This is a genomic window from Variovorax sp. GW822-FHT04E09 (assembly GCF_058800845.1).
The window spans coordinates 141,728-164,819 of the sequence record NZ_JBXAMR010000001.1 but is presented as its reverse complement, the minus strand read 5'-3'; the positions used below and the strand labels follow the sequence as shown (position 1 = coordinate 164,819).

Annotated in this window: 18 protein-coding genes and 4 tRNA genes; 8 read left to right on the top strand and 14 right to left on the bottom strand. The window is 67.2% G+C overall.

The genetic code is table 11. The features are described from left to right. The first annotated feature begins 43 nt into the window (after window positions 1-43). The 3 genes from AC1RL8_RS00785 to AC1RL8_RS00775 are packed head-to-tail and all read left to right on the top strand — an operon-like array spanning window position 44 to window position 3,211. Window positions 44-1,597: a fumarate hydratase gene (locus AC1RL8_RS00785; protein WP_062475824.1), complete on the top strand. Its 1,554-nt coding sequence runs from the start codon at window positions 44-46 to the stop codon at window positions 1,595-1,597. Beyond that, window positions 1,594-2,406 carry a glutamate racemase gene (gene murI / locus AC1RL8_RS00780; RefSeq protein WP_354343527.1) on the top strand — a complete coding sequence of 271 codons (813 nt, stop codon included), beginning with the start codon at window positions 1,594-1,596 and terminating at the stop codon, window positions 2,404-2,406. The genes AC1RL8_RS00785 and murI overlap by 4 nt, the downstream gene beginning before the upstream one ends. 16 nt (window positions 2,407-2,422) lie before the next feature. Beyond that, entirely contained in the window at window positions 2,423-3,211 is a 789-nt protein-coding gene (locus AC1RL8_RS00775) for a PA3715 family protein (protein WP_492685530.1), read from the top strand. 15 nt (window positions 3,212-3,226) lie between these two features. Here the strand turns inward: AC1RL8_RS00775 and AC1RL8_RS00770 are convergent, their stop codons facing one another. From AC1RL8_RS00770 to AC1RL8_RS00710, 13 genes are all read right to left on the bottom strand, one after another. Further along, window positions 3,227-4,543, bottom strand: a complete 1,317-nt coding sequence (locus AC1RL8_RS00770) for an MFS transporter (RefSeq protein ID WP_492685529.1) — start codon at window positions 4,541-4,543, stop codon at window positions 3,227-3,229. 29 nt (window positions 4,544-4,572) lie between these two features. After that, a complete protein-coding gene (locus AC1RL8_RS00765; protein ID WP_095745079.1) occupies window positions 4,573-5,211 on the bottom strand; it encodes a DUF6806 family protein in 639 nt (212 codons plus the stop codon). Window positions 5,212-5,234: 23 nt separating this feature from the next. Then, window positions 5,235-5,326 (bottom strand) — tRNA-Leu (locus tag AC1RL8_RS00760). A 98-nt stretch (window positions 5,327-5,424) separates the two neighbouring features. Continuing rightward, window positions 5,425-5,498, bottom strand: a tRNA-Cys gene (locus tag AC1RL8_RS00755). Between the two features lie 63 nt (window positions 5,499-5,561). Next, window positions 5,562-5,637 (bottom strand) — tRNA-Gly (locus AC1RL8_RS00750). A gap of 61 nt (window positions 5,638-5,698) precedes the next feature. Beyond that, window positions 5,699-8,140, bottom strand: coding sequence for an endopeptidase La (lon, locus tag AC1RL8_RS00745; RefSeq protein WP_139703709.1), 2,442 nt, complete (start codon window positions 8,138-8,140; stop codon window positions 5,699-5,701). A 15-nt stretch (window positions 8,141-8,155) separates the two neighbouring features. After that, window positions 8,156-9,424 carry an ATP-dependent Clp protease ATP-binding subunit ClpX gene (gene clpX, locus AC1RL8_RS00740; RefSeq protein ID WP_062475840.1) on the bottom strand — a complete coding sequence of 423 codons (1,269 nt, stop codon included), beginning with the start codon at window positions 9,422-9,424 and terminating at the stop codon, window positions 8,156-8,158. A 110-nt stretch (window positions 9,425-9,534) separates the two neighbouring features. Next, the gene (gene clpP / locus AC1RL8_RS00735; protein WP_062475843.1) at window positions 9,535-10,143 is read right to left on the bottom strand and encodes an ATP-dependent Clp endopeptidase proteolytic subunit ClpP; all 609 of its coding nucleotides are present in this window, start codon (window positions 10,141-10,143) and stop codon (window positions 9,535-9,537) included. A gap of 123 nt (window positions 10,144-10,266) precedes the next feature. After that, the gene (tig, locus tag AC1RL8_RS00730) at window positions 10,267-11,580 is read right to left on the bottom strand and encodes a trigger factor (RefSeq protein ID WP_492685528.1); all 1,314 of its coding nucleotides are present in this window, start codon (window positions 11,578-11,580) and stop codon (window positions 10,267-10,269) included. Between the two features lie 26 nt (window positions 11,581-11,606). Continuing rightward, window positions 11,607-11,693, bottom strand: a tRNA-Leu gene (locus tag AC1RL8_RS00725). Between the two features lie 203 nt (window positions 11,694-11,896). Then, a complete protein-coding gene (locus AC1RL8_RS00720; RefSeq protein WP_492685527.1) occupies window positions 11,897-15,073 on the bottom strand; it encodes an efflux RND transporter permease subunit in 3,177 nt (1,058 codons plus the stop codon). Further along, complete coding sequence (locus AC1RL8_RS00715; RefSeq protein ID WP_492685526.1) at window positions 15,070-16,272, bottom strand: efflux RND transporter periplasmic adaptor subunit; 1,203 nt, start codon at window positions 16,270-16,272, stop codon at window positions 15,070-15,072. The genes AC1RL8_RS00720 and AC1RL8_RS00715 overlap by 4 nt, the downstream gene beginning before the upstream one ends. Before the next feature lie 376 nt (window positions 16,273-16,648). Further along, on the bottom strand, window positions 16,649-18,571 hold the full coding sequence (locus AC1RL8_RS00710) for a potassium transporter Kup (protein ID WP_492685708.1): 1,923 nt from the start codon (window positions 18,569-18,571) through the stop codon (window positions 16,649-16,651). Window positions 18,572-18,716: 145 nt separating this feature from the next. Between AC1RL8_RS00710 and hpnC the strand changes: the two genes are divergently transcribed. From hpnC to AC1RL8_RS00690, 4 genes are read left to right on the top strand one after another with little or no spacing between them, the layout of a single operon-like run. Beyond that, entirely contained in the window at window positions 18,717-19,577 is an 861-nt protein-coding gene (hpnC, locus tag AC1RL8_RS00705; RefSeq protein WP_492685525.1) for a squalene synthase HpnC, read from the top strand. After that, window positions 19,574-20,413 (top strand): presqualene diphosphate synthase HpnD, encoded by an 840-nt coding sequence (gene hpnD, locus AC1RL8_RS00700; RefSeq protein ID WP_062475853.1) that lies wholly within the window; start codon window positions 19,574-19,576, stop codon window positions 20,411-20,413. The genes hpnC and hpnD overlap by 4 nt, the downstream gene beginning before the upstream one ends. Before the next feature lie 19 nt (window positions 20,414-20,432). Then, on the top strand, window positions 20,433-21,698 hold the full coding sequence (hpnE, locus tag AC1RL8_RS00695; protein ID WP_492685524.1) for a hydroxysqualene dehydroxylase HpnE: 1,266 nt from the start codon (window positions 20,433-20,435) through the stop codon (window positions 21,696-21,698). Between the two features lie 4 nt (window positions 21,699-21,702). Beyond that, window positions 21,703-22,011 carry a hypothetical protein gene (locus AC1RL8_RS00690; protein WP_095745072.1) on the top strand — a complete coding sequence of 103 codons (309 nt, stop codon included), beginning with the start codon at window positions 21,703-21,705 and terminating at the stop codon, window positions 22,009-22,011. A gap of 18 nt (window positions 22,012-22,029) precedes the next feature. On the opposite strand, the gene AC1RL8_RS00685 is transcribed toward AC1RL8_RS00690, so the two are convergent. Next, window positions 22,030-22,671 (bottom strand): LysE family translocator, encoded by a 642-nt coding sequence (locus AC1RL8_RS00685; RefSeq protein WP_062475861.1) that lies wholly within the window; start codon window positions 22,669-22,671, stop codon window positions 22,030-22,032. Window positions 22,672-22,779: 108 nt separating this feature from the next. On the opposite strand from AC1RL8_RS00685, the gene AC1RL8_RS00680 reads away from it, so the two are divergent. Beyond that, window positions 22,780-23,085, top strand: a complete 306-nt coding sequence (locus AC1RL8_RS00680) for an NIPSNAP family protein (RefSeq protein WP_062475864.1) — start codon at window positions 22,780-22,782, stop codon at window positions 23,083-23,085. The last annotated feature ends 7 nt before the right edge of the window (window positions 23,086-23,092 follow it).

Genomic DNA, 23,092 nt, shown 5'->3' with positions numbered 1-23,092 from the left:
TGAGATAATCGAGGGCGTTCCCCCTCCAAGAAGACTCCCCACCATGACGACCACGATCCAGCAGGCCGACCTGATCGAATCGATCAGCGCCGCGCTCCAGTACATCAGCTACTACCACCCCGCGGACTACATTGCCCACTTGGCCAAGGCCTACGAGCGCGAGCAGAGTCCCGCCGCCAAGGACGCCATTGCGCAGATCCTGACCAACAGCAAGATGAGCGCCACGGGCCACCGCCCGATCTGCCAGGACACCGGCATCGTCAACGTGTTCCTCAAGGTGGGCATGGACGTGCGCTGGGGCGGCTTCACCGGCTCGCTGGACGACGCCATCAACGAAGGCGTGCGCCGCGGCTACAACCACCCCGACAACACGCTGCGCGCCTCGGTCGTGGGCGACCCGCAGTTCGATCGCAAGAACACCAAGGACAACACGCCCGCGGTGATCTTCACCGAGATCGTGCCGGGCAACACCGTCGAAGTGACGGTGGCCGCCAAGGGCGGCGGCAGCGAGAACAAGAGCAAGCTGGTCATGCTGAACCCCGGCGACAGCGTGGTCGACTGGGTGCTCAAGACCGTGCCGACCATGGGCGCCGGCTGGTGCCCGCCCGGCATGCTGGGCATCGGCATCGGCGGCACGGCCGAGAAGGCCGCATTGATGGCCAAGGAAAGCCTGATGGACGACCTGGACATGCACGAGCTGCAGGCCAAGGCCGCCTCGGGCGCCGAGCTCAGCAAGGTCGAGGCGCTGCGCCTCGAACTGTTCGAGAAGGTCAATGCCCTGGGCATCGGCGCGCAGGGCCTGGGCGGCCTGGCCACCGTGCTCGACGTCAAGATCCAGATGTACCCCACGCACGCGGCCAGCAAGCCCGTGGCGATGATCCCCAACTGCGCGGCCACACGCCACGCGCACTTCGTGATGGACGGCAGCGGCCCGGTCTACCTCGATCCGCCGTCGCTCGACCTGTGGCCCGACGTGAACTGGGCGCCCGACGAAAAGAAGAGCAAGCGCGTCAACCTCGACCAGCTCACGCCCGCCGAAGTGGCGAGCTGGAAGCCCGGCGACACGCTGCTGCTGAACGGCAAGATGCTCACCGGCCGAGACGCCGCGCACAAGCGCATCCAGGGCATGCTGGCCAAGGGTGAGAAGCTGCCGGTCGACTTCAAGAACCGCGTCATCTACTACGTCGGCCCGGTCGATCCGGTCGGCAACGAAGCCGTGGGCCCCGCCGGCCCGACCACCGCCACGCGCATGGACGGCTTCACCGAGATGATGCTGGCCGAAACGGGCCTGATCGCCATGATCGGCAAGGCCGAGCGCGGCCCGGTCGCCATCGAGGCGATCAAGAAGCACAAGAGCGCCTACCTCATGGCCGTGGGCGGCGCCGCCTACCTCGTGAGCAAGGCCATCAAGACCGCCAAGGTGGTGGGCTTCGAAGACCTGGGCATGGAAGCCATCTACGAATTCGACGTAGTCGACATGCCCGTGACGGTGGCGGTCGATGCCGGCGGCACCAGCGCGCACATCACCGGCCCGGCCGAATGGCAAAAGCGCATCGCCAGCGGCGAGTTCAAGACCATTCCGCTGGAAGTCGCTTGAACCCGGTCGGCGTGTTCGACAGCGGCGTCGGGGGGCTGAGCACGCTCGCCGCGCTGCAGGCCGAGCTGCCGACTGAACGCTTCGTCTACTTCGCCGACACCGCGAACGCGCCGTATGGCGAACGCGGCGACGCCTACGTCATCGCGCACTCGCGCCAGGTGGTCGAACACCTGCTGCGTGCGCACGACATCAAGGCGCTGGTGGTGGCCTGCAACACGGCCACCACGGCGGCGATCCACGTGCTGCGCGCCGAATTCCCCGCACTGCCCATCGTGGGCCTGGAGCCGGCGCTCAAGCCCGCCGTGGCAACGAGCCGCACGGGCCACATCGCGGTGCTGGCCACGCGCGGCACGCTGGCCAGCGCCCGCTACGCGGCCCTGCGCGAATCCTTCGGCGGCTCGGCCACCGTGCGGCCCGTGCCGTGCGACGGCCTCGTGAAGGCCATCGAAGGCTTCGACAACCCTGGCATCGCCGCGCTGTGCGCGCGCTACATGGCGCAGGCCGGCCCGTTCGGCGACGGCGCGGGCCAGGTCGACACCGTGGTGCTCGGCTGCACGCACTACCCCCTCGTGAAAGACGAGCTGCAGCGCCACGCACCGCCGACGCTGCGCTTCATCGACACCGGCGCACCGGTCGCGCAGCAGACGCGCCGCGTGCTGGCGTCACTCGGCCGGCTGGCCGACGACGGCAGCGAAGGCGGGTTGGTGCTCGAGAGCAGCGGCGACCTGGCGGTGCTCGAAGCCGCCGCGGCGCGCTGGCTGCCTGCACGCGCGCAAGGCGCTTCGGTGCCGGCGGCGAACGCGGCCTGACATCCACTCACCCGCCATGCGCGCCCTCTTCTTCCTGCGTCATGCACTGGTCCTGCTGGGCCTGGCCTCAGCCGCCGGCCTGGGCCACGCCGCCTGCGAAAGCGGGCTGGCCGAGCGCATGCACGCCAAGCTCTATCCGAAGCAGCCGCTCGACGAGCGGCTGGCCGCCTGCAAGGTCTGGCCGGCGTTTCCCGGCCGCAGCATCGTGGTGCTGCCCATGCCGCGCGAGACCACGGACAAGGGCGCCAAGGTCTTCGACCTCGCGCTGCTGCTGATCCAGCGGCCCGACAACGGCAACACCGACCGCGACACGGTGATCGGGCGGATCTTCCTGCCCGAGGCGCTCGACGAAGACGCCACCACCGCAATCCAGGAGATTCGCGTCGACACCTCGCGCTACGTGCTGTCGCCCGACACGCGCGCCTTCGGCCTGCGCGTGCGCTACCGCGGCAACAGCACGACCTCGGGCCCGCAAGCCAGCGAGACCGTGCGCCTGTACGTGCAGCGCGGCAACAAGCTGCAGCAGGTGCTGCAGGAGATCGAGCTCGATCACGACAACGGCGGCTGGGACGCCACCTGCACCGGCCACTTCGAGAAGCTGCGCACCATGCTGTCGGTCGCGCGCACCACGAGCAACGGCTTGGCCGACCTGCAGCTGTCGCGCACGCTGGTGCAAAGCCGCGCGCAGGAACAGGAAGACCAGGGTTGCGTCGAGAAGGCGCTGCCCGCGAAGTTCAGCACCGTGACGCTGCGCTATGACGGCGAGCGCTTCAAGGTGCCGAAGTCGCTGCAGCAGACGCCCTGAGGCGCCGGGGCGCCGCTATCGCGCAGCAGCCTTGTCGTGCAGCGCAGCCCTACGGCCGCGTTGCATGTCGATCGGCAGCAGCAGCAACAGCCCGCCGATGAACAGCACCGCGGTCGAGAGGATCGCGATGCGCTGGTTGCCGCCGGTGGCCCAGGTGATGGCGCCGAAGCTCAGCGGGCCGATGATGCTGGCCAGGCGCGTGGCAAAGGTCCAGAGGCCGAAGAATTCGGCCAGCTGCTGTGGCGGCGCGAGGTAACCCGTCATCGCGCGCCCGGCCGACTGGCTCGAGCCCATCGCCAGCCCCGCGATGGCGGCGGCCCACCAGAAGCCGCCCTTGGTCGTGACCCATGCGGCAATCACGCACACCGCGATCCACGCGAGCAGCGTCGCGGCCAGCGACACCTTGTGGCCGATGCGGTCCTGCACGTAGCCGAAGCCGAAGGCGCCGAGCGCGGCCGCGATGTTGAGCACGAAGATCAGCACCATCGTCTCGCTCGCGACGAAGCCGATCACCTGCTCGGCGTAGATCGCGGCCAGCGTGATTGCGACCGCCACGCCGCCCTGGTAGCAGACGGTACAGACCAGCAGCCACATGAAGTCGCGGTAGGCGCGCGCCTGCTGGAAGGTTGCGCGCAATTGCCGCCAGGCGCTGTCCTGGCCGCGGCGGGCCTGCGGCACGGCGCGTTCGGGCAGCAGCGCGAAGGTGACGCAGGCGGCCACGCCGTAGATCGCCGCCGTGATCAGCATGGTGACCGGCACGAAGTGCGCCGCCGGCAGCCCGCGCGCTTGCGACCACAGCACGTACGCCAGGCACAGCCCCAGCGCCAGCATGCCGCCGACATAGCCGAAGGCCCAGCCCCAGCCGCTCACCTTGCCCATGCCTTCGGCCGTCGCCAGCTCGGGCAGGAAGGCGCCGGTCAGCGACTCGCCGTAGGAATAGAACGCGTTGGAGACGATCACCAGCGCCACCGCGAGCGCAACGCCCATCGCGCCGCCCGCGAAGCCCGGCGTGAGCGCCAGAGCCGCCGTGGCGAGCACGCAGCCCGTGGTCGTCATGACCAGCACGCGCTTCTTGGCGGCACGCAGGTCGGCCCAGGCGCCGATGGCGGGCATCGTGAGCATCACGATGGCGTACGAGGTGCTGAGGGCCGCGGTCCATGCGAAGGTGGCCCATGGCGCGCCCTTGGCGATGCCGCCCACGAAGTAGGCGGCGAACACCGCCGTGATCACGACCGTGGTGTAGCCCGAGTTCGCGAAGTCGTACATCGCCCAGCCGAACACCTCGCGCTTGCGCACGCCGGGGCGCAACGCGGAGGCTGGGAACAGGGCCATGCGGCCTTGGGACCGGGCGGAGTGAAGGGTTAGTGCAGGTGGCGCGGACGACGGCCACCGCCGTGACCACCACCGCTGCCGCCGCCGGCCCCACCGGCACCGCGCGGACGCTTGCCGATTTCGAGCGAGTTCACGAGCGCGTCGAAACGGTCGCTGAAGAGGCGGTCGATTTCGGCAACCACGCCGCCCAACTCGGCACCGTCGAAGTGGCGTTCCATGAGGTTGACCACGTCTTCGACCAGCAGGTCGCGCTGCACCTGCATGATCGCGGCCGGGTTGGGGCCCACGAACAGCATCAGGAAGTCGTCGCGCGATTCTTCGTCGGGATCACCCTCTTCTTCGTCGAAATCGGTGTCGTAGAAGGTGACTTCGATCGCGGCGCCGCGCTCGGAGAGTTCGTTCAGGCCCATGCACATCTCGTCGAGCGCCTGGCGGAAGTCTTCGTCGCCCGGCACGGTCCAGCAGATCTGCAGCGTGTGGTCCTTCTGCTCGAAGCGGATGCCGGGTTCTTCTTCGTAGGTGCTGGTGGCACCGTCGGCCAGCGATTTGGCGCCTGCGTATTTCCAGAGCGGCCGCAGCGCCTCCTGGATCTGCTCGAAGCTCACGTCCGAGCGCAGCGGCACATCGCCATGCACATGGATCTCAAATGGAGCGTTGTAGCGAGGCATCAAATACTCCCTTGTAAATATGGTGGTACCCGGAACGGGGGTCGAACCCGTATGCCCCGATTAAGGAAGCGGCGGATTTTAAGTCCGATGTGTCTACCAATTTCACCATCCGGGCCTCGGGTTGAACATCGACGATAACCCAAATGAAACAAGCCCCGGCAACGTCGGTTGGCGGGGCTTGTGTATCGGAGCCGATCGGTCTTGACGAGAGGGTGGAGGCGCGACCCGGAGTCGAACCGGGCTAGACGGATTTGCAATCCGTTGCATAACCGCTTTGCTATCGCGCCACGCTGAATAACGAAATCGAACTGCGAAAAAAAGGGAAGCTGCTTGCTTCCCTTTTTCAAAACTGGAGCGGGAAAAGAGTCTCGAACTCTCGACCTCAACCTTGGCAAGGTTGCGCTCTACCAACTGAGCTATTCCCGCGTTTCGAGCCTCAAATTATATACCAGTTTTTTGAGGCTTCACAAGTTCTGCAATCAATCGATCAATGTTTGACCGAGCCTTCGACGGCCGGCGCACCGGCGCGCTGCTTGGCCAGTTCGGCCACCGCAGCAGCCGAAGCGGCCACCTCTTCGTCGGACAGCGGCTCGGGCATCTTCTCGAGCGCGATCTCGAGCACCTTGTCGATCCACTTCACCGGCACGATCTCGAGGCCGTTCTTCACGTTCTCGGGAATGTCCTGCAGGTCCTTGGCGTTCTCTTCGGGGATCAGCACGGTCTTGATGCCGCCGCGCAGGGCGGCCAGCAGCTTTTCCTTCAGGCCGCCGATGGCGGTGACTTCGCCGCGCAGCGTGATCTCGCCAGTCATCGCGACGTCGGCACGCACCGGGATGCCCGTGAGCGCCGACACGAAGGCCGTCGTCATCGCCGCACCTGCGCTCGGGCCGTCCTTGGGCGTGGCGCCGTCGGGCACGTGGATGTGGATGTCGCGCTTCTCGAACACCTCGTCCTTGATACCCAGGCGGCGCGAGCGGCTGCGCACCACGGTGCGCGCGGCCTCGACCGATTCCTTCATCACGTCGCCCAGCGAACCGGTGCGGCTGATCACGCCCTTGCCGGGCATGGTCACGGCCTCGATCGTCAGCAGGTCGCCGCCGACTTCGGTCCACGCAAGGCCGACCACCTGGCCGACCTGGTTCTGCTTCTCGGCCAGGCCGAAGCTGTACTTGCGCACGCCGAGGAACTCGTTGAGGTTCTCGCCGTCGACCGTGACCTTGGGCGTCAGTTGCTTGAGCAGCAGACCCTTCACCACCTTGCGGCAGATCTTGGACAGCTCGCGCTCGAGCGAACGCACGCCGGCTTCACGCGTGTAGTAGCGCACGATGTCGCGCACGGCGGCTTCGGTGACGGCCAGTTCGTCGTCCTTCACGCCGTTGTTCTTCATCTGCTTGGGCAGCAGGTACTTGATCGCGATGTTGGTCTTCTCGTCCTCGGTGTAGCCCGAGAGGCGGATGACTTCCATGCGGTCCAGCAGCGCCGGCGGGATGTTCATCGAGTTCGAGGTGGCGACGAACATGACGTCGCTCAGGTCGAAGTCGACTTCCACGTAGTGGTCGCCGAAGGTGTGGTTCTGCTCCGGGTCGAGCACTTCGAGCAGCGCGCTCGACGGATCGCCGCGAAAGTCCGTGCCCAGCTTGTCGATTTCGTCCAGCAGGAACAGCGGATTGCGCGTGCCGATCTTGCTCAGCCCCTGCAGCACCTTGCCCGGCAGCGCGCCGATGTAGGTGCGGCGGTGGCCGCGGATCTCGGCCTCGTCACGCATGCCGCCCAGCGCCATGCGGGTGTACTTGCGGCCGGTCGCCTTCGCGATCGACTGCCCCAGCGAGGTCTTGCCGACACCCGGTGGGCCCACGAGGCACAGGATGGGTGCCTTCACCTTGTCGACGCGTTGCTGCACCGCGAGGTATTCAAGGATGCGGTCCTTGACCTTCTCGAGGCCGTAATGGTCGGCATTGAGCACGGCCTCGGCATTGGCCAGGTCATGCTTGATCTTGGTCTTCTTGCTCCACGGCAGGCTGATGAGCACGTCGATGTAGTTGCGCACCACCGTGGCTTCGGCCGACATGGGCGACATGAGCTTGAGCTTCTTGAGCTCGCCCTCGGCCTTCTTCAGGCCTTCCTTGGACATCTTGGCGAGCTTGATCTTCTTCTCGATCTCCTCGATGTCCGCGCCCTCTTCGCCTTCGCCGAGCTCCTTCTGGATGGCCTTGACCTGCTCGTTGAGGTAGAAGTCGCGCTGGTTCTTCTCCATCTGGCGCTTCACGCGGCCGCGGATCTTCTTGTCGACATTCAGGATGTCGACTTCGCGCTCGAGCTGGCCGAACAGGTTTTCCAGGCGCGCCTTGACGTCGTCCAGGTCGAGCACGGCCTGCTTGTTGTCCAGCTTGAGCGGCAGGTGGGCGGCGATGGTGTCGGCCAGGCGGCCGGCATCGTCGATGCTCGAGATCGAAGTCAGGATCTCGGGCGGGATCTTCTTGTTCAGCTTGACGTACTGGTCGAACTGCTGCATCACCGCACGGCGCAGCGCCTCGACCTCGGTGCCCTTCTCGCCGCCTTCGGGCGCCTCGACGGGCGTCACGTTGGCCGAAAAATGGGTTTCACCGTCATCGATGCGGTTCACGCGCGCGCGCTGCTGGCCTTCGACCAGCACCTTCACGGTGCCGTCGGGCAGCTTGAGCATCTGCAGGATGGTCGAGACGCAGCCGACCTCGAACATGTCCTCGACCGAGGGCTCGTCCTTGGCGGCGGCCTTCTGGGCCACCAGCATGATGCGGCGCTCGGCCTCCATCGCCAGCTCGAGCGCCTTGATGCTCTTCGGGCGACCCACGAAGAGCGGGATCACCATGTGGGGAAACACCACGACGTCCCGCAGCGGCAGCAGCGGCAGGTCGAGGGCTTCGGGGGGCAATGGGGTATGACCAGACATGAGCGTCCTTGTCCTTTAGGCCTTTTTCGCCGTTTCGCGGTACACGAGCAGCGGGGGCTTGTTTTCGTCGATGGTCGATTCCTCGACCACCACCTTGTCGACATTGGTCGCGTTCGGCAATTCGAACATGGTGTCGATCAGCGACTGTTCAAGGATCGAGCGCAGGCCGCGCGCACCGGTCTTGCGGGCCAGCGCCTTGCGGGCGATCGCCTTGAGCGCCGCGGGACGGATTTCAAGGTCCACGCCCTCCATCTGCAGCAGCTTGGTGAACTGCTTCACCACCGCATTCTTGGGCTCGGTCAGGATCTGCACCAGCGCGTCTTCGCTCAGCTCGGCCAGCGAGGCGACCACGGGCATGCGGCCCACGAGTTCGGGGATCAGGCCGAACTTGATCAGGTCTTCGGGCTCGACTTCGCGGAACACCTCGGTGATGCTGCGCTGGGCCTTGCTCTTCACTGCGGCGCCGAAGCCGATACCCGAGGCCTCGGTGCGGTTTTCGATGACCTTCTCCAGGCCCGCAAAGGCGCCGCCGCAGATGAACAGGATGTTGGTCGTGTCGATCTGCAGGAAGTCCTGGTTCGGGTGCTTGCGCCCGCCCTGGGGCGGCACGCTGGCCATGGTGCCTTCGATGAGCTTCAGCAATGCCTGCTGCACGCCCTCGCCCGACACGTCGCGGGTGATCGAGGGGTTGTCGGACTTGCGCGAGATCTTGTCGATTTCGTCGATGTAGACGATGCCGCGCTGGGCACGCTCGACCTCGTAGTTGCAGCTTTGCAGCAGCTTCTGGATGATGTTCTCGACGTCCTCGCCCACATAACCGGCCTCGGTCAGCGTGGTGGCGTCGGCCATCACGAAGGGCACGTCGAGCATGCGCGCGAGCGTTTGCGCCAGCAGCGTCTTGCCCGAGCCCGTGGGGCCGATCAAGAGGATGTTGCTCTTGCTGAGCTCGACCTCGTCGCCCTTGGTGTTCTTTTCCTTGTGACGCAGGCGCTTGTAGTGGTTGTAGACCGCCACCGACAGCATGCGCTTGGCCGGCTCCTGGCCGATCACGTAGTTGTCGAGGTTGGTCTTGATCTCCAGCGGCGTGGGCAGGTCGCTGCGCGCGTCGCGCGCTTCCTCACCGGCCGGCAGCTCGTCACGGATGATCTCGTTGCACAGGTCGATGCATTCGTCGCAGATGAAGACCGAAGGGCCCGCGATCAGCTTCTTGACCTCATGCTGGCTCTTGCCGCAGAACGAGCAATAAAGCGTTTTTTCGCTGGAGGTGCCTTTTTTTTCGGCCATGGACTTTTGCCTCGTGACAGGGTATGGACAATGATAACTAAACAAAAACGGCGTTTCCCGTGTGGGAAACGCCGTTTTTGCCATTCTGGCGCCCGCGGCGCCGGGCGGCTTTAACCGCGCTGGGAGACGACCTGGTCGACTAGGCCGTAATCCTTGGCCTCGTCGGCAGTCAGGAAATAGTCGCGCTCGGTGTCCGACTTGACCTTTTCCAGCGGCTGGCCGGTGCGTTCGGCCAGGATGCGGTTCATCTGGTCCTTGGTGCGCAGGATGTCGCGCGCATGGATCTCGATGTCGGTGGCCTGGCCGCGTGCGCCGCCGAGCACCTGGTGGATCATGATCTTCGAGTTGGGCAGCGAGAAACGCTTGCCCTTCTCGCCGGCCGCCAGCAGGAAGGCGCCCATGCTGGCCGCAAAGCCCAGGCACATGGTCGACACCGACGGCTTGATGAACTGCATGGTGTCGTAGATCGCCATGCCGGCGCTCACGCTGCCGCCCGGGGAGTTGATGTAGAACGAAATGTCCTTGTCCGGGTTCTCGCTCTCGAGGAACAGCAGCTGGGCCACCACGAGGTTGGCGGTCTGGTCGTTGACCTCGCCCACCAGGAAGATGATGCGTTCCTTGAGGAGACGCGAGTAGATGTCATACGACCGCTCGCCGCGGCCCGACTGCTCGACGACCATCGGGATCATGCCGAGGCCTTGAATTTCCTGTGCGCTCATGAATTTGCTCTCCGGAAAATGGATTCGTTCGCTCTGATTGAACTGTACGCCTGAGTGAAATGGGGCTCGTGCCGCAAAGCACAAGCCCCATCGGCGTTGCTGCATGCAGCGACGGAAACCAGCTTACTGCTGCTGTGCCATCAGTTCGTCGAACGACACCGACTTTTCGTTGACCTTGGCCCTGCCCAGCACGAAGTCGGTCACGTTGTTCTCGATGACCACGGCCTCGACTTCCGCCAGGCGGTTGTTGTCGCTGAAGTACCAGCGAACGACGTCTTGCGGCTTCTCGTAGCTGGCGGCCAGCTCGTCGATGTGGGCCTTGATCTGCTCGGGCTTGGCTTGCAGGTTGTTGGCACGCACCAGCTCGGCCACGACCAGGCCCAGGCGCACGCGGCGCTCGGCTTGCGGGCGGAACACTTCCTCGGGGATCGGGGCCTTGTCGGCGTCCTTGATGCCGCGCTGCTTGAGCTCGGCGCGGGCGCCTTCGATCATGCGGGCGACTTCCGACTGCACGCTGGCGTTCGGCAGGTCGAGTTCGGCGTTGGCCACCAGGGCGTCCATCACGGCGTTCTTGTTGCGGGCCAGCAGGCGGAACTTCACTTCGCGCTCGAGGTTGCGCTTGATGTCGGCGCGCAGGCCTTCCACGGTGGCTTCGGCGATGCCGAGCGACTTGGCCAGCTGCTCGTTGACTTCGGGCAGGTGCGAAGCTTCGATCTTCTTCACGGTGACCATGAAGTCGGCTTGCTTGCCGGCCACGTCCTTGCCGTGGTAATCGGCCGGGAACGACAGCGGGAAGGTGCGGCTGTCGCCGGACTTCATGCCGCGCACGGCGTCTTCGAATTCCTTGAGCATCTGGCCTTCGCCGACGACGAACTGGAAGTCTTCGGCCTTGCCGCCCTGGAAGGGTTCGCCGTCGATCTTGCCTTCGAAGTCGACCGTCACGCGGTCGTTGTCTTCGGCCACGGCGTCCTGGGCGCGCTGGGCGAAGGTACGGCGCTGCTTGCGCAGGATGTCCAGGGTCTTGTCGATGGCTTCGTCGCCGACTTCGGCCGACAGCTTCTCGACTTCAGCGCCCGACAGGTCGTTGATCTTGACTTCGGGGAACACTTCGAAGACCGCGTCGAAGGCGAGCTGGCCTTCGGGCGACTCTTCCTTCTCGGTGATGCGGGGCTGGCCGGCAACGCGCAGCTTGGCTTCGTTCGCGGCTTGCGAGAAAGCCTCGCCGACCTTGTCGTTCATGACTTCGTAGTGCACCGAGTACCCGTAGCGCTGGGCCACGACGTTCATCGGCACCTTGCCGGGACGGAAGCCGTCCATCTTGACGGTGCGCGCGAGCTTCTTGAGGCGCGAATCGACTTCGTTCTGGATGGTGCCGACCGGCAGGGTCAGCGTGATCTTGCGTTCGAGCTTCTCGAGAGTTTCAACGTTCACGGTCATGGTGTCTTCCTTGTGAGGGGTGTGGCTGGTGCGCGGGGCCGGACTCGAACCGGCACGTTCTTGCGAACGTCAGGACCTAAACCTGGTGCGTCTACCAATTTCGCCACCCGCGCGATGCCAAATTTCAGGTGAATGCAAAGGCGGACGGCCTCGGCGCTGCGGAAAACCGCTGGCCCAAGACCGTCCGCCTGAAATCGGTCAACCGCGCATTTTAAACGCAAGAATGGGGGGCTTCCGGCTTCCCCTTTGGGGGATTTCACCCACTCTCGCGCAAGGGATACGGGCCGCGCGAAAACGGCCCGTGAAAAGCGCCTTTTCAGGCGGCAGCGGTTTGCGGCTCCCGCTTGATGCGGAAGGCCGCGGCATACATGGCCGGCAGCGCCAGCAGCGTCAGCACGGTGGCCACGATCAGCCCGCCCATGATGGCCACGGCCATCGGGCCCCAGAACACGCTGCGCGACAGCGGGATCATCGCCAGCACCGCCGCCGCGGCGGTGAGCACGATGGGGCGCAGGCGCCGCACCGCCGACTCGACGATCGCGTCCCAGGCCGGCACGCCGGCGGCGCGGTCGAGCTCGATCTGGTCGATCAGGATCACGGCGTTGCGCTGGATCATGCCCATCAGTGCGATCACGCCGAGCAGCGCCACGAAGCCGAAAGGCCGGTTCAGCAGCAGCAGCGCGGCAGCCACGCCGGCGATGCCCATCGGGCCGGTGATGAACACCAGCAGCGAGCGGCTGAAGCTGTGCAGCTGCAGCATCAGCAGCGTGAACACCAGGAACAGCATGATCGGCACGCCCGCCACGATCGAGGCCGAGCCCTTGGAGCTTTCCTCCACGGCGCCGGCCACCTCGATGCGGTAGCCGCCCTGCCCGGCCGCATGCCAGCCGGCTTCCAGCTCGCGCAGTTTCGGCAGCAGCTGCTCGGTCACGGTGGCGCCCTGCAGGCCTTCCACCACGTCGCCCTGCACGGTGATGGCGTAGTCGCGGTTCTCGCGCCACATCACGCCGGGCTCCCAGGTGAACACCGGCCGGGCGATCTGCGTGAGCGGGATCGAACGGCCCGTGGTCGTCGGGATGTAGGCGTTGCCGATGTCCGAGATGGCCTCGCGTTCGTCGGCCGACTGGCGCAGCACGATGTCGATCAGCAAATCGTTCTCGCGGTACTGGCCGACCGTGGTGCCGCTGAACATGGTGCGCGAAGCCTGGGCGATGGCCTGGCTGGTCACGCCGAGCGCACGCGCCTTGGCCTGGTCGATCTCCAGGCGGATCACCTTGACCGACTCGTTCCAGTTGTCGTTCACGCCGCGCATGTTGGGGCTCTCGCGCAGCACGGCCTTCACCTCGTCGGCACGGGCGCGCAGCTGGGCGGGCTCGGTGCCGATCACGCGGAACTGCACCGGGTACGGCACCGGCGGGCCGTTGGGCAGCAGCTTGACGCGGCCGCGCACCTCGGGGAATTCCTCGGCCAGCAAGGCGGGCAGGCGCAGGCGCAACGTTTCGCGCACCTTCAGGTCCTTGGCCAGCACGATGAGCTGCGACACGTTGGTCTGCGGAAACACCTGGTCCAGCGGCAGGTAGAAGCGCGGCACGCCGGAGCCGATCCAGGTGCTGACGGTCTTCACGCCCTCTTCCTTCATCACGCGCTGCTCGACGCGCTTGGCCACCTCTTCGTTGGCGGCGAACGAGGTGCCTTCGGGGAACCAGATGTCCACCATGATCTCGGGCCGGCTCGAATCGGGGAAGAACTGCTGCTGCACCTTGCCCATGCCGACGATGCCCAGCGCAAAGATCAGCACGGTGGCGCCGATGGTCAGCCAGCGGTGCTGCACGCACCAGTTCACCGCGCGGCGGAAGCTGTTGTAGAACGGCGTGTCGAACAGCTCGTGCGGCGGCGCGTCAGGGTCGTGCGGCTTCACCTTGAGCAGCAGCGTGCCCAGGTACGGCACGAAGTACACCGACACGATCCACGACAGCACCAGCGCGATCACCGTCACCGCGAAGATTGCGAAGGTGTATTCGCCCGTCACCGACTTGGCGATGCCGATCGGCAGGAAGCCCGCCGCCGTGATGAGCGTGCCCGTGAGCATCGGCTTGGCCGTGACGTCGTAGGCGAAGGTGGCGGCGCGGACCTTGTCGTAGCCCTCTTCCATCTTCCGCACCATCATCTCCACGGCAATGATCGCGTCGTCCACCAGGAGGCCGAGCGCGATGATCAGCGACCCCAGCGATATCTTGTGCAGCCCGATGCCGAAGTAGTTCATGGCCAGGAAGGTCACGGCCAGCACCAGCGGGATGGTGATGGCCACCACCAGCCCCGGGCGCATGTCGATGTACCAGCCGAAACGCCCGCCCTTGTGCAGGCCGAGCGCGATGATGCTCACGGCCAGCACGATGGCCACGGCCTCGATGAGCACGCCGACGAATTCGTTGACCGAGCTGGCCACCGACACCGGCTGGTCCTGCACCTGCGCCAGCTTCACGCCGGCCGGCAGGCGCTGGTCGATGGTGGCGGTGGTGGCCTTGAGCGCCTTGCCCAGCGCGATGATGTCGCCGCCCTTGGCCATCGACACACCGAGCGCAATCACTTCCTTGCCCTGGTGGTGCACCTTGACGGCCGGCGGATCGACGTAGCCGCGGCGGATCTCGGCGATGTCGCCGAGCTTGATCTGGTTGCCCGAGCTGCCGCGGATCGGCATCTCGCGCAGCTGCTCGACGCTGGTGAACTGGCCGCCCACGCGCACCTGCACCACGTCCAGCGGCGACTGGATCGTGCCGGCGCTTTCGACCGCGTTCTGCGAGCCGAGCTGGGCCAGCACGGCGTTGAAGTCGAGCCCCAGCTGGGCCAGGCGCTTCTGCGAGATCTCGATGAAAACCTTCTCATCCTGCACGCCGAACTGGTCGACCTTGGCCACGTCCTTCACGCGCAGCAGCTGCTGGCGCACGTCGTCGGCCAGCGTCTTGAGCTCGGCGTAGCTGAAGCCTTCGCTTTCCAGCGCGTAGATCACGCCGTAGACGTCGCCGAAGTCGTCATTGAAGAACGGCCCCTGCACACCCGCGGGCAAGGTGCCGCGCATGTCGCCGATCTTCTTGCGCACCGTGTACCAGACGTTGGCCACCTCGGCGGCCTTCGACGAATCCTTGATCTGGAAAATGATCTGCGACTCGCCGGGCTTGGAGTAGCTGCGGATCTTGTCGGCGTACGGCGCTTCCTGCAGCGTGCGCTCCAGCTTGTCGGTGACCTGCTCGGCCACCTGTTGCGCGGTGGCGCCGGGCCAGTAGGTACGCACGACCATGGCACGGAAGGTGAACGGCGGGTCTTCGTCCTGGCCGAGCTGGAAGTACGCGAACGCGCCCAGCACCATCAGCACCACCATCAGGTAGCGCGTGAGGGGCGCGTGGTCCAGCGCCCATTTGGAAAGGTTGAAGCCGGGCGACTTGTACTCAGACTCAGGCGCCGGGGTTGTCGCGGGGGTCGCTGGGCCTTCCGTCATTTGGCGGCACCCGTTGCGATCTCCTTCTTCGTCGCGGCCACGGCCTCGACAGCCTGCTGCTTCGCCTGCGCCTGCTGCTGGCCATTGGCGGCGGCCGCCATGGCCTCCTTCGACTGGTAGATGGTGACCTTCTGCCCCGGCGACAGCACGTGCACGCCCGCGGCCACGACCATCATCCCGGTCGCCAGGCCCGAACCGATCACCGCTTCATTGCCGTCGGCCGTGACCACCTGCACCGGCTGCGAGCGCACGGTCATGCTGTCCTTGTCGAGCACCCAGACTGCGGAGCCCTTGCCTTCCTGGCGCAGTGCGCTGGTCGGCAGCTTGATCACCGCGACGTCGGTGCGGGCCAGGGCCTGTGGCCTGGCATAGACGGTGGCACCGAGCGCCGGCGAGGTCGCGGCGTCGATCGACACCTTGACCGAGTAGGTGCGCGTGACCGCGTCGGCACTGGCCGCCACCTCGCGCACCAGGCCCTGCAGCACCTCGCCGCCGGACCAGCCGCGCACCGCGACCGGCGAGCCGGGCTTGATCAGCGCGGCGCGATCTTCAGGCACCGCGAACACCACGTCGCGCGCGCCGTCCTGGGCGATGCGCACGACCGGCGTGCCGGCCTGCACCACCTGGCCCGGCTCGGCCTCGATGGCCGTGATGATGCCTGCCACGTCGGCCACCAGCGTCGTGTAGCTGGCCTGGTTGCCTTGCGAGGCCAGTTGCGCCTGCGCCTGCTCGAGCTGGGCCTGGGCGGCCTTCCAGGTGGTTTCGCGGCGTTCCAGTTCGGCGCCGCTGATGAAGTTCTGCGATCGCAGTTCGGTGTAGCGCTTCAGGTCGGCGGCTGCGAGGTCGCGGTTGGTCAGCGCGGCGGCCTGCTGGGCACGGGCGGCCTCGGCGGCCAGGCGGTAGTCCTGCGGATCGAGCTGGGCCAGCACCTGGCCGGCCTGCACGTGCTGGCCGAGCTCGGCCTGGCGGCGGATGATCTTGCCCGCCACCCGGAAGCCCAGGCGCGATTCGACCCGGGCCCGCACCTCGGCCGAGAACTCGGGCTGGGCGTCGTAGTCGCTGGTGCCGACGGTCACGAACTTGACCGCCCTCACGGGCTCCTGGGCGGGCGGTTTCGGCGAACAGCCGGCCAGAAAGATGGCGGGAAGCAGCAGCCAGGCGGCGCTGCGGGCACGGAGTGAGGCGGCGGAGGCGGTCATGAGACACCCAAGAAGAGAGGAACCGGGTCATTAATGACCCACCGGTTAGTAATCTAGGGTAAACGTTAAACAGTGTCAATGACCCGCCGGTCAGTTGACCATGTTGGCGCCAGGGCCTGTTCACCCTATTTCTGGCGTCGCGTTGGCCGGCAAAGGGGCTGGCTGCAAGGCGCCCGTGCGCAGCAAGGCTCATGCCTTGCAAGTGCGGGCAACGCCGCAGACGGCCCCTTTGCCGGCCAACCCGGAGGGAAGGTCTGCCAGGGCGGGCCACTCAGCGTTGCGCTCCTTGCGTGCGCGCATGCACACGCGGCGTCACGCGCCTTGATTGGCCCGCCCTGGCAGACCTTCGCGACGCCAGAAATAGGGTGAACAGGCCCTAGGTTCTCTGCCCCATCTCCACCAACCGGTTGTCGGGAAGCTCGAAGTAATCGGATGCCCGGCCCGCGTTGCGCTGCAGCCAGCCGAACAGCACCCGTCGCACCGGGTTCATGCCCGGCAGGTTCTCCTCGCCCACCGAGGCGCGGGAGACGAAGTACGAGGTCTTCATCGAGTCGATGGCCAGGGTCTTCTGGTAGGCCAGGATGCGGATGAACTCGGGCACGTCGGCCCGCTCCATGAAGCCGTGGCGCGCGGTGACCACCCAGATGCCGTCCATCAGCTGCTCGGCCTCGATGCGCAGGCGTGCGTCCACGCGCGGCGTGTCGCACGAGAGCACGCGCAGCACGATCACCTGCTCGTGCAGCACCTGGTTGTGCTTGAGGTTGTGCAGCAACGCGTGCGGCACCGCCGTGGCGTCGGGGTTCAGGAACACGGCCGTGCCGCTCACCCGGTGCGGCATGTTCAGCGCCAGCGAATCGACGAAGGGGCGCAGCGGCAGGCTGTCGGCCGCCGCCGCCTCCAGGCCCAGGCGCCGGCCCTTGGCCCAGGTGGTGAACAGCACCATCACCCCGGCCGCCACCGCCAGCGTGAGCCAGCCGCCCTCGGCCACCTTCAGGCTGTTGGACACCACGAAGGTCAGGTCGACCGCCGCGAAGGCCGCCACGCCGACCGCCACCGCCACCTTGTTCCAGCGCCACAGGCCCCAGGCCACGATGCCGGCCAGCAATGTGGTCGTCACCATCGTGATCGACACCGCGATGCCATACGCCGCCGACAGCGCGCCCGAACTGCGGAAGCCCAGCACCAGCAGCAGCACGCCGACCATCAACAACCAGTTGACCGCGGGCACGTAGATCTGCCCGATGGCCGTGCCCGAGGTCTGCACCACGCGCATGCGCGGCAGGTAGCCCATGCGCATCGCCTGCGCGGTGAGCGAGAAGGCGCCCGAGATCACCGCCTGCGACGCGATCACCGTGGCCATGGCGGCCAGTACCACCATCGGCAGCACGCCCCACGAGGGAAAGAGCCGGAAGAACGGGTTGTCGATGGCCGCCGGGTTCGCCAGCACCAGCGCGCCCTGTCCGAAGTAGTTGAGCACCAGCCCCGGCAGCGCGATGAAGAGCCACGCGAGACGGATCGGCCTGGCGCCGAAGTGCCCCATGTCGGCATACAGCGCCTCGCCGCCCGTGAACGCCAGGAACACCGCGCCCAGCACGGCCAGCGATTGCGCCCGGTGCACCACCAGGAAGCCCACCGCCCGGCGCGGGTCGAGCGCCGCCAGCACCTGCGGTTGCTGCAGCACCTGCCACAGCCCTGCCACGCCCAGCACCAGGAACCACAGCAGCATCACCGGCCCGAAGATCTTGCCGACCACGCCCGTGCCCTTCTTCTGCACCATGAACAGCCCGACGAGGATGGCCAGCGTGATCGGGATCACCACGCGCTGCAGCACCGGCGCCTGCACCTCCAGGCCCTCGACCGCCGACAGCACCGAGATCGCCGGCGTGATGAGGCTGTCGCCATAGAACATGGCCGCGCCCACCAGGCCCAGAACCCCGATCCCGCGCCACACCCAGGGCCGGGTCTTCGGGCCGGAAACGGCGTTGCGCGCCAGCGCCTGCAGCGCCAGGATGCCGCCCTCGCCGTCGTGGTCGGCGCGCAGCACGAACACCACGTACTTGAGCGTCACCACGAACATCAGGCCCCAGAAGATCAGCGACAGCAGGCCCAGCACCGCGTCGGGCGAGAACGGCACGCCGTGCTCGGGGTTCATCGTTTCCTTGAAGGCGTACAACGGCGAGGTGCCGATGTCGCCGAAGACGACGCCCAGCGCCGCGATCATCAAACCGGGCCCGGCCGCGTGTGCCGTGTCGCCCGAAGCGGGAAGCGAAGTCCCGGAAGCCGCGGCAGTTGCTTTCATCGTCATGGGCGAAAGAGAGATGGAAAGTGGCGACGCCACGAGCATAGTGCCCGGACATGACGTCGCCGACAATCGTGGCGTGTCCGCCACTCCTCCTGCCAATCCTCGTCATGCCGCCGCGCCGGCCCATTACGAAAACTTCCCCGTGGCCTCCTGGCTGTGCCCGCCGCACCTGCGCCCGCCCATCGCCGCGATCTACCACTTCGCGCGCACCGCCGACGACATCGCCGACGAGGGCGACGCCTCGCCCGATGCGCGCCTGGCCGAGCTGCGCGCCTACCGCGAGGAACTGGCCGCCGCCGCGCGCGGCGACGCGCTGCCCGACTCGCGCTGGCCCCACGTGTTCGGCCCGCTGGCCTGGGCCATCACCGAGTACCGCCTGCCCGAAGACCTGCTCGCCGACCTGCTCAGCGCTTTCATGCAGGACATCGAGAAGACCCGCGACCGCGGCACCTACGCCGACCGCGCCGAGCTGCTCGACTACTGCCGCCGCTCCGCCAACCCGGTCGGCCGGCTGCTGCTGCACCTGTACGGCGTGACCGATGCGCAGGCGCTGGCCCAGAGCGACGCCATCTGCAGCGCGCTGCAGCTCATCAACTTCTGGCAGGACCCGAGCGTCGACCTGCCGCGCGGGCGCTTCTACTTTCCGCGCACCGACTGCGCGCGGCGCGGCCTGACCTCGGAGCATTTCAAAGTCTTCGCGCCGCTGTCTTCCGCGCCGCCGCCGCAGGAAGCTATCAATCTGATAGCAGTGGTGGCCTTCTGGGCGCGCGAGCTCATGACCGAGGGCGCCCCGCTCGTGCACCGCCTGCCGGGCCGCGTGGGCTGGGAGCTGCGCCTGGTCGTGCAGGGCGGCCTGCGCATCCTGGACAAGATCGAGGACCTGGGCTTCGACACCTTCACGCAGCGCCCCACCGTCGGCAAGGCCGACGCACCCGTGCTGCTCTGGAAGGCATGGCGGATGCGGAGACAATCACGGCCCATGAAAGCAGCGCCTCCCCGATGAATCCCGAGCAATACGTGCAAGACAAGGCCGCCGCTTCGGGCAGCAGTTTCTATTACGCCTTCCTGTTCCTGCCCAAGCCGCGGCGCGCCGCGATCACGGCTTTTTATGCCTTCTGCCGCGAGGTCGACGACGTGGTCGACGAGGTTTCCGACCCCGGCGTGGCCGCCACCAAGCTCGCCTGGTGGCGCACCGAAGTCGCCCAGGCCTTCGCCGGCACGCCGCGCCACCCGGTCATGCAGGCGCTCATGCCGCATGCCGCCACCTACGGCATCGAGGCGCGCCAACTCAACGAAGTGATCGACGGCTGCCAGATGGACCTGGACCAGACCCGCTACCTCGACTTTCCCGGCCTCGCGCGCTACTGCCACCTGGTGGCCGGCGTGGTCGGCGAAGTCGCGGCGCGCATCTTCGGCCAGACCGATCCGCAGACCACCGCCTACGCCCACAAGCTCGGCCTGGCGCTGCAGCTCACCAACATCCTGCGCGACGTCGGCGAAGACGCGCTGCGCGGTCGCATCTACCTGCCGGTCAACGAGCTGCAGCAGTTCGACGTGAAGGCGCACGAAATTCTCAACCGCGTGCACTCCGACCGTTTTGTCGCGCTCATGAAGTTCCAGGCCCAGCGCGCCCACGCCGCCTACGACGAGGCGCTGGCCCTGCTGCCGCTGGCCGACCGCCGCACCCAGAAGCCCGGCCTGATGATGGCCAGCATCTACCGCACGCTGCTGCGCGAGATCGAGCGTGACGACTTCCAGGTGCTCAACCAGCGCATCAGCCTGACGCCCGTGCGCAAGTTCTGGCTGGCCTGGAAAGTCCAGGCGCTGGGCCGGATATGACGCCCCACCCTTCGTGCCCATGAGGCTCGCCGTCATCGGCGCCGGCTGGGCCGGCCTGGCCTGCGCCGTCGAGGCCACGCGCCTCGGCCACGCCGTCACCCTGTTCGAGGCCGCGCCGATGGCCGGCGGGCGGGCGCGGCGGGTCGATCACATGCACGGCATGGCGCTCGACAACGGCCAGCACATCCTGATCGGCGCCTACACCGCCACGCTGGCGCTCGTGCGCGACGTGGGGGTCGATGTCGACACCGCCTTGCAGCGCCTGCCGCTGTCGCTGCGCTTTGCCGACGGCGGCGGGTTGCAGCTGCCCGCGGGCCGGCCGCCGCCGCTCGACCTGCTCATCGGCATCTTCACCGCGCGCGGCTGGAGATGGCGCGACAAGGCCGCGCTGCTGGTCACCGCCGTGCGCTGGCGCCTCGCGGGCTTTCGCTGCGCGCCCGGCACCAGCGTCGCCACGCTGTGCGCCGGCCTCACGCCGCGCGTGATGCACGAACTCATCGAGCCGCTGTGCGTCTCGGCGCTCAACACGCCCGTGCCGCAATCGAGCGGCCAGGTGTTCCTGCGCGTGCTGCACGACGCGCTGTTCAGCGGGCGCGGCGGTGCCGACCTGCTGCTGCCGCGCGTGGACCTCGGCGCCCTGCTGCCCGATGCCGCACTGGCCTGGCTCGCCCGGCACGACGCGACCGCACGCATCGGGCACCGCGTGCGCGCCATCGCGCCCGAGGGCGACCGGTGGCGCGTCGATGACGAGGTCTTCGACCAGGCCGTGCTGGCCTGCGCGCCCTGGGACGCGGCGCGCCTCGTGCGTGCCACCGGCCTGCCGGCCGCATCGCGCTGGTGCAACGTCACCGAATCGCTGCGCTTCGAGGCGATTGCCACGGTCTACGTGCGCGGCGCGGCGCCGCTGGCCGAGCCGATGCTTGCGCTGCGCAGCCAGCCGGGCAGCGCGCCGGCCCAGTTCGTGTTCGACCGCGGCCAGCTCGGCGGGCCGGCCGGCGTGCTCGCCTTCGTCGTGAGCGCCAACGAAACGCCCCGCGAGACGCTCGAGAAACAGGTGCTCGCGCAAGCCGGCGCGCAGCTCGGGCAGCCCGGCCTCACGCCGATCCAGACCGTGGTCGAAAAGCGCGCCACCTTCGCCTGCACGCCCGGCCTGGCCCGCCCGCCGGCCGCCATCGCGCCGGGGCTGCAGGCCTGCGGCGACTACACCGAAGGCCCCTATCCCGCCACGCTCGAAGGCGCGGTCCTCAACGGACTGGCCGTCGCGCGCGCACTTACCACGCCGTGACCCCATGACCACGACCCTGCGCTACCTGGATTTCGACTACAGCGAAGACACCGAAGACCACGGCACCTTCGACGCCATGGCCTCGACCCCACCCGAGCGCACGCCCGAGGTGGAAGCCGAGATCGCGCAGGTGCTGGCCTGGGCCGAGGCCACCTTCCCCGGTGCGCGCGGCGCGCTCGACGACGGTGCGGTGTGGGACTGCGACGTGCAGCGCACGCGGGAAGACAACCCACGCCTGGACACCCTCACGCTCTCGCTCAGCGGCACCGCCGATTTCTGCGCGGCACTGCGCGAGCGCTTCGGGCTCGACTGAAGAAAGTCGGCGGCGTTCTCAGGCCGTCTTGTTGCGCAGGCGCAGCAGGCTCAACCCCAGCAGCACGAAGGCGCCGCCCGACACGCGGTTGAACAGCTGCGCGCGCTTCGGGTTCGCGAACTGCTTCTTCAGCAGGCGCGCCAGCAGCACGTACGAGCCATGCGCCAGCACCGAGCCGGCCGCGAAGGTCGTGGTGAGCACGGCGAACTGCGTGAGGATCGGCGCGTCGTGCGTGAGGAACTGCGGGAACAGCGCCGAGAAGAACAGGATGCCCTTCGGGTTGGTCAGCGCCACCGTCACGCCGTGCCCGAACAGCCGGCGCGCGGAACGCGAAGGTGCCGGCGCGGCCGACGGCTGCAGCTCGGCGAACACGCTCGTGCGGCTGCGCCACTGCCGGATGCCCAGGTACACGAGGTAGCCCGCACCCGCCACCTTCAGCACCATGAAGGCCGTGGCCGAGGTGTTGAGCACCACGCCCAGCCCGCCCATCGCAGCGGCCGAGACCAGGAAGAGCCCGCAGGCGTTGCCCAGCGAACTGATCATCGCGCGACGCGGGCCGACGGAGATGGCGTTGGAGACCGCGAGCAGCACGGCCGGACCGGGCGTGAAGGCGACGACCAGGGTCACGCCGCAAAAGAGGAGCCAGGTGGAGAGATGCATGGGAGGAAATTCGCGCGAAAGCAATGAAAGGAGGCCGTCGCAAAACTATAGTCCGGGCAGCCGCGCGCCGCTCGGGCCGCGCCGATAGTCCCCTGACATTCCTCACCCATGATCACCTGCTACCTGCGCTACATCGTCGATCCCTTCAAGCTCAAGGAATTCGAGCACTACGGCAAGCTCTGGATTCCGCTGGTCGAGAAGTTCGGCGGCCAGCACCACGGCTACTTCCTGCCGTCCGAAGGCGCGAACAACGTGGCGCTGGCGATGTTCAGCTTCCCGAGCCTGGCCGCGTACGAGACCTACCGCGCCGACTCGATGCAGGACGCCGACTGCCAGGCCGCCTTCCGCTATGCGGAGGAAACCCGCTGCATCGTCAGCTACGAACGCAGCTTCTTCCGACCCGTGTTCCGCTGACCGCGGA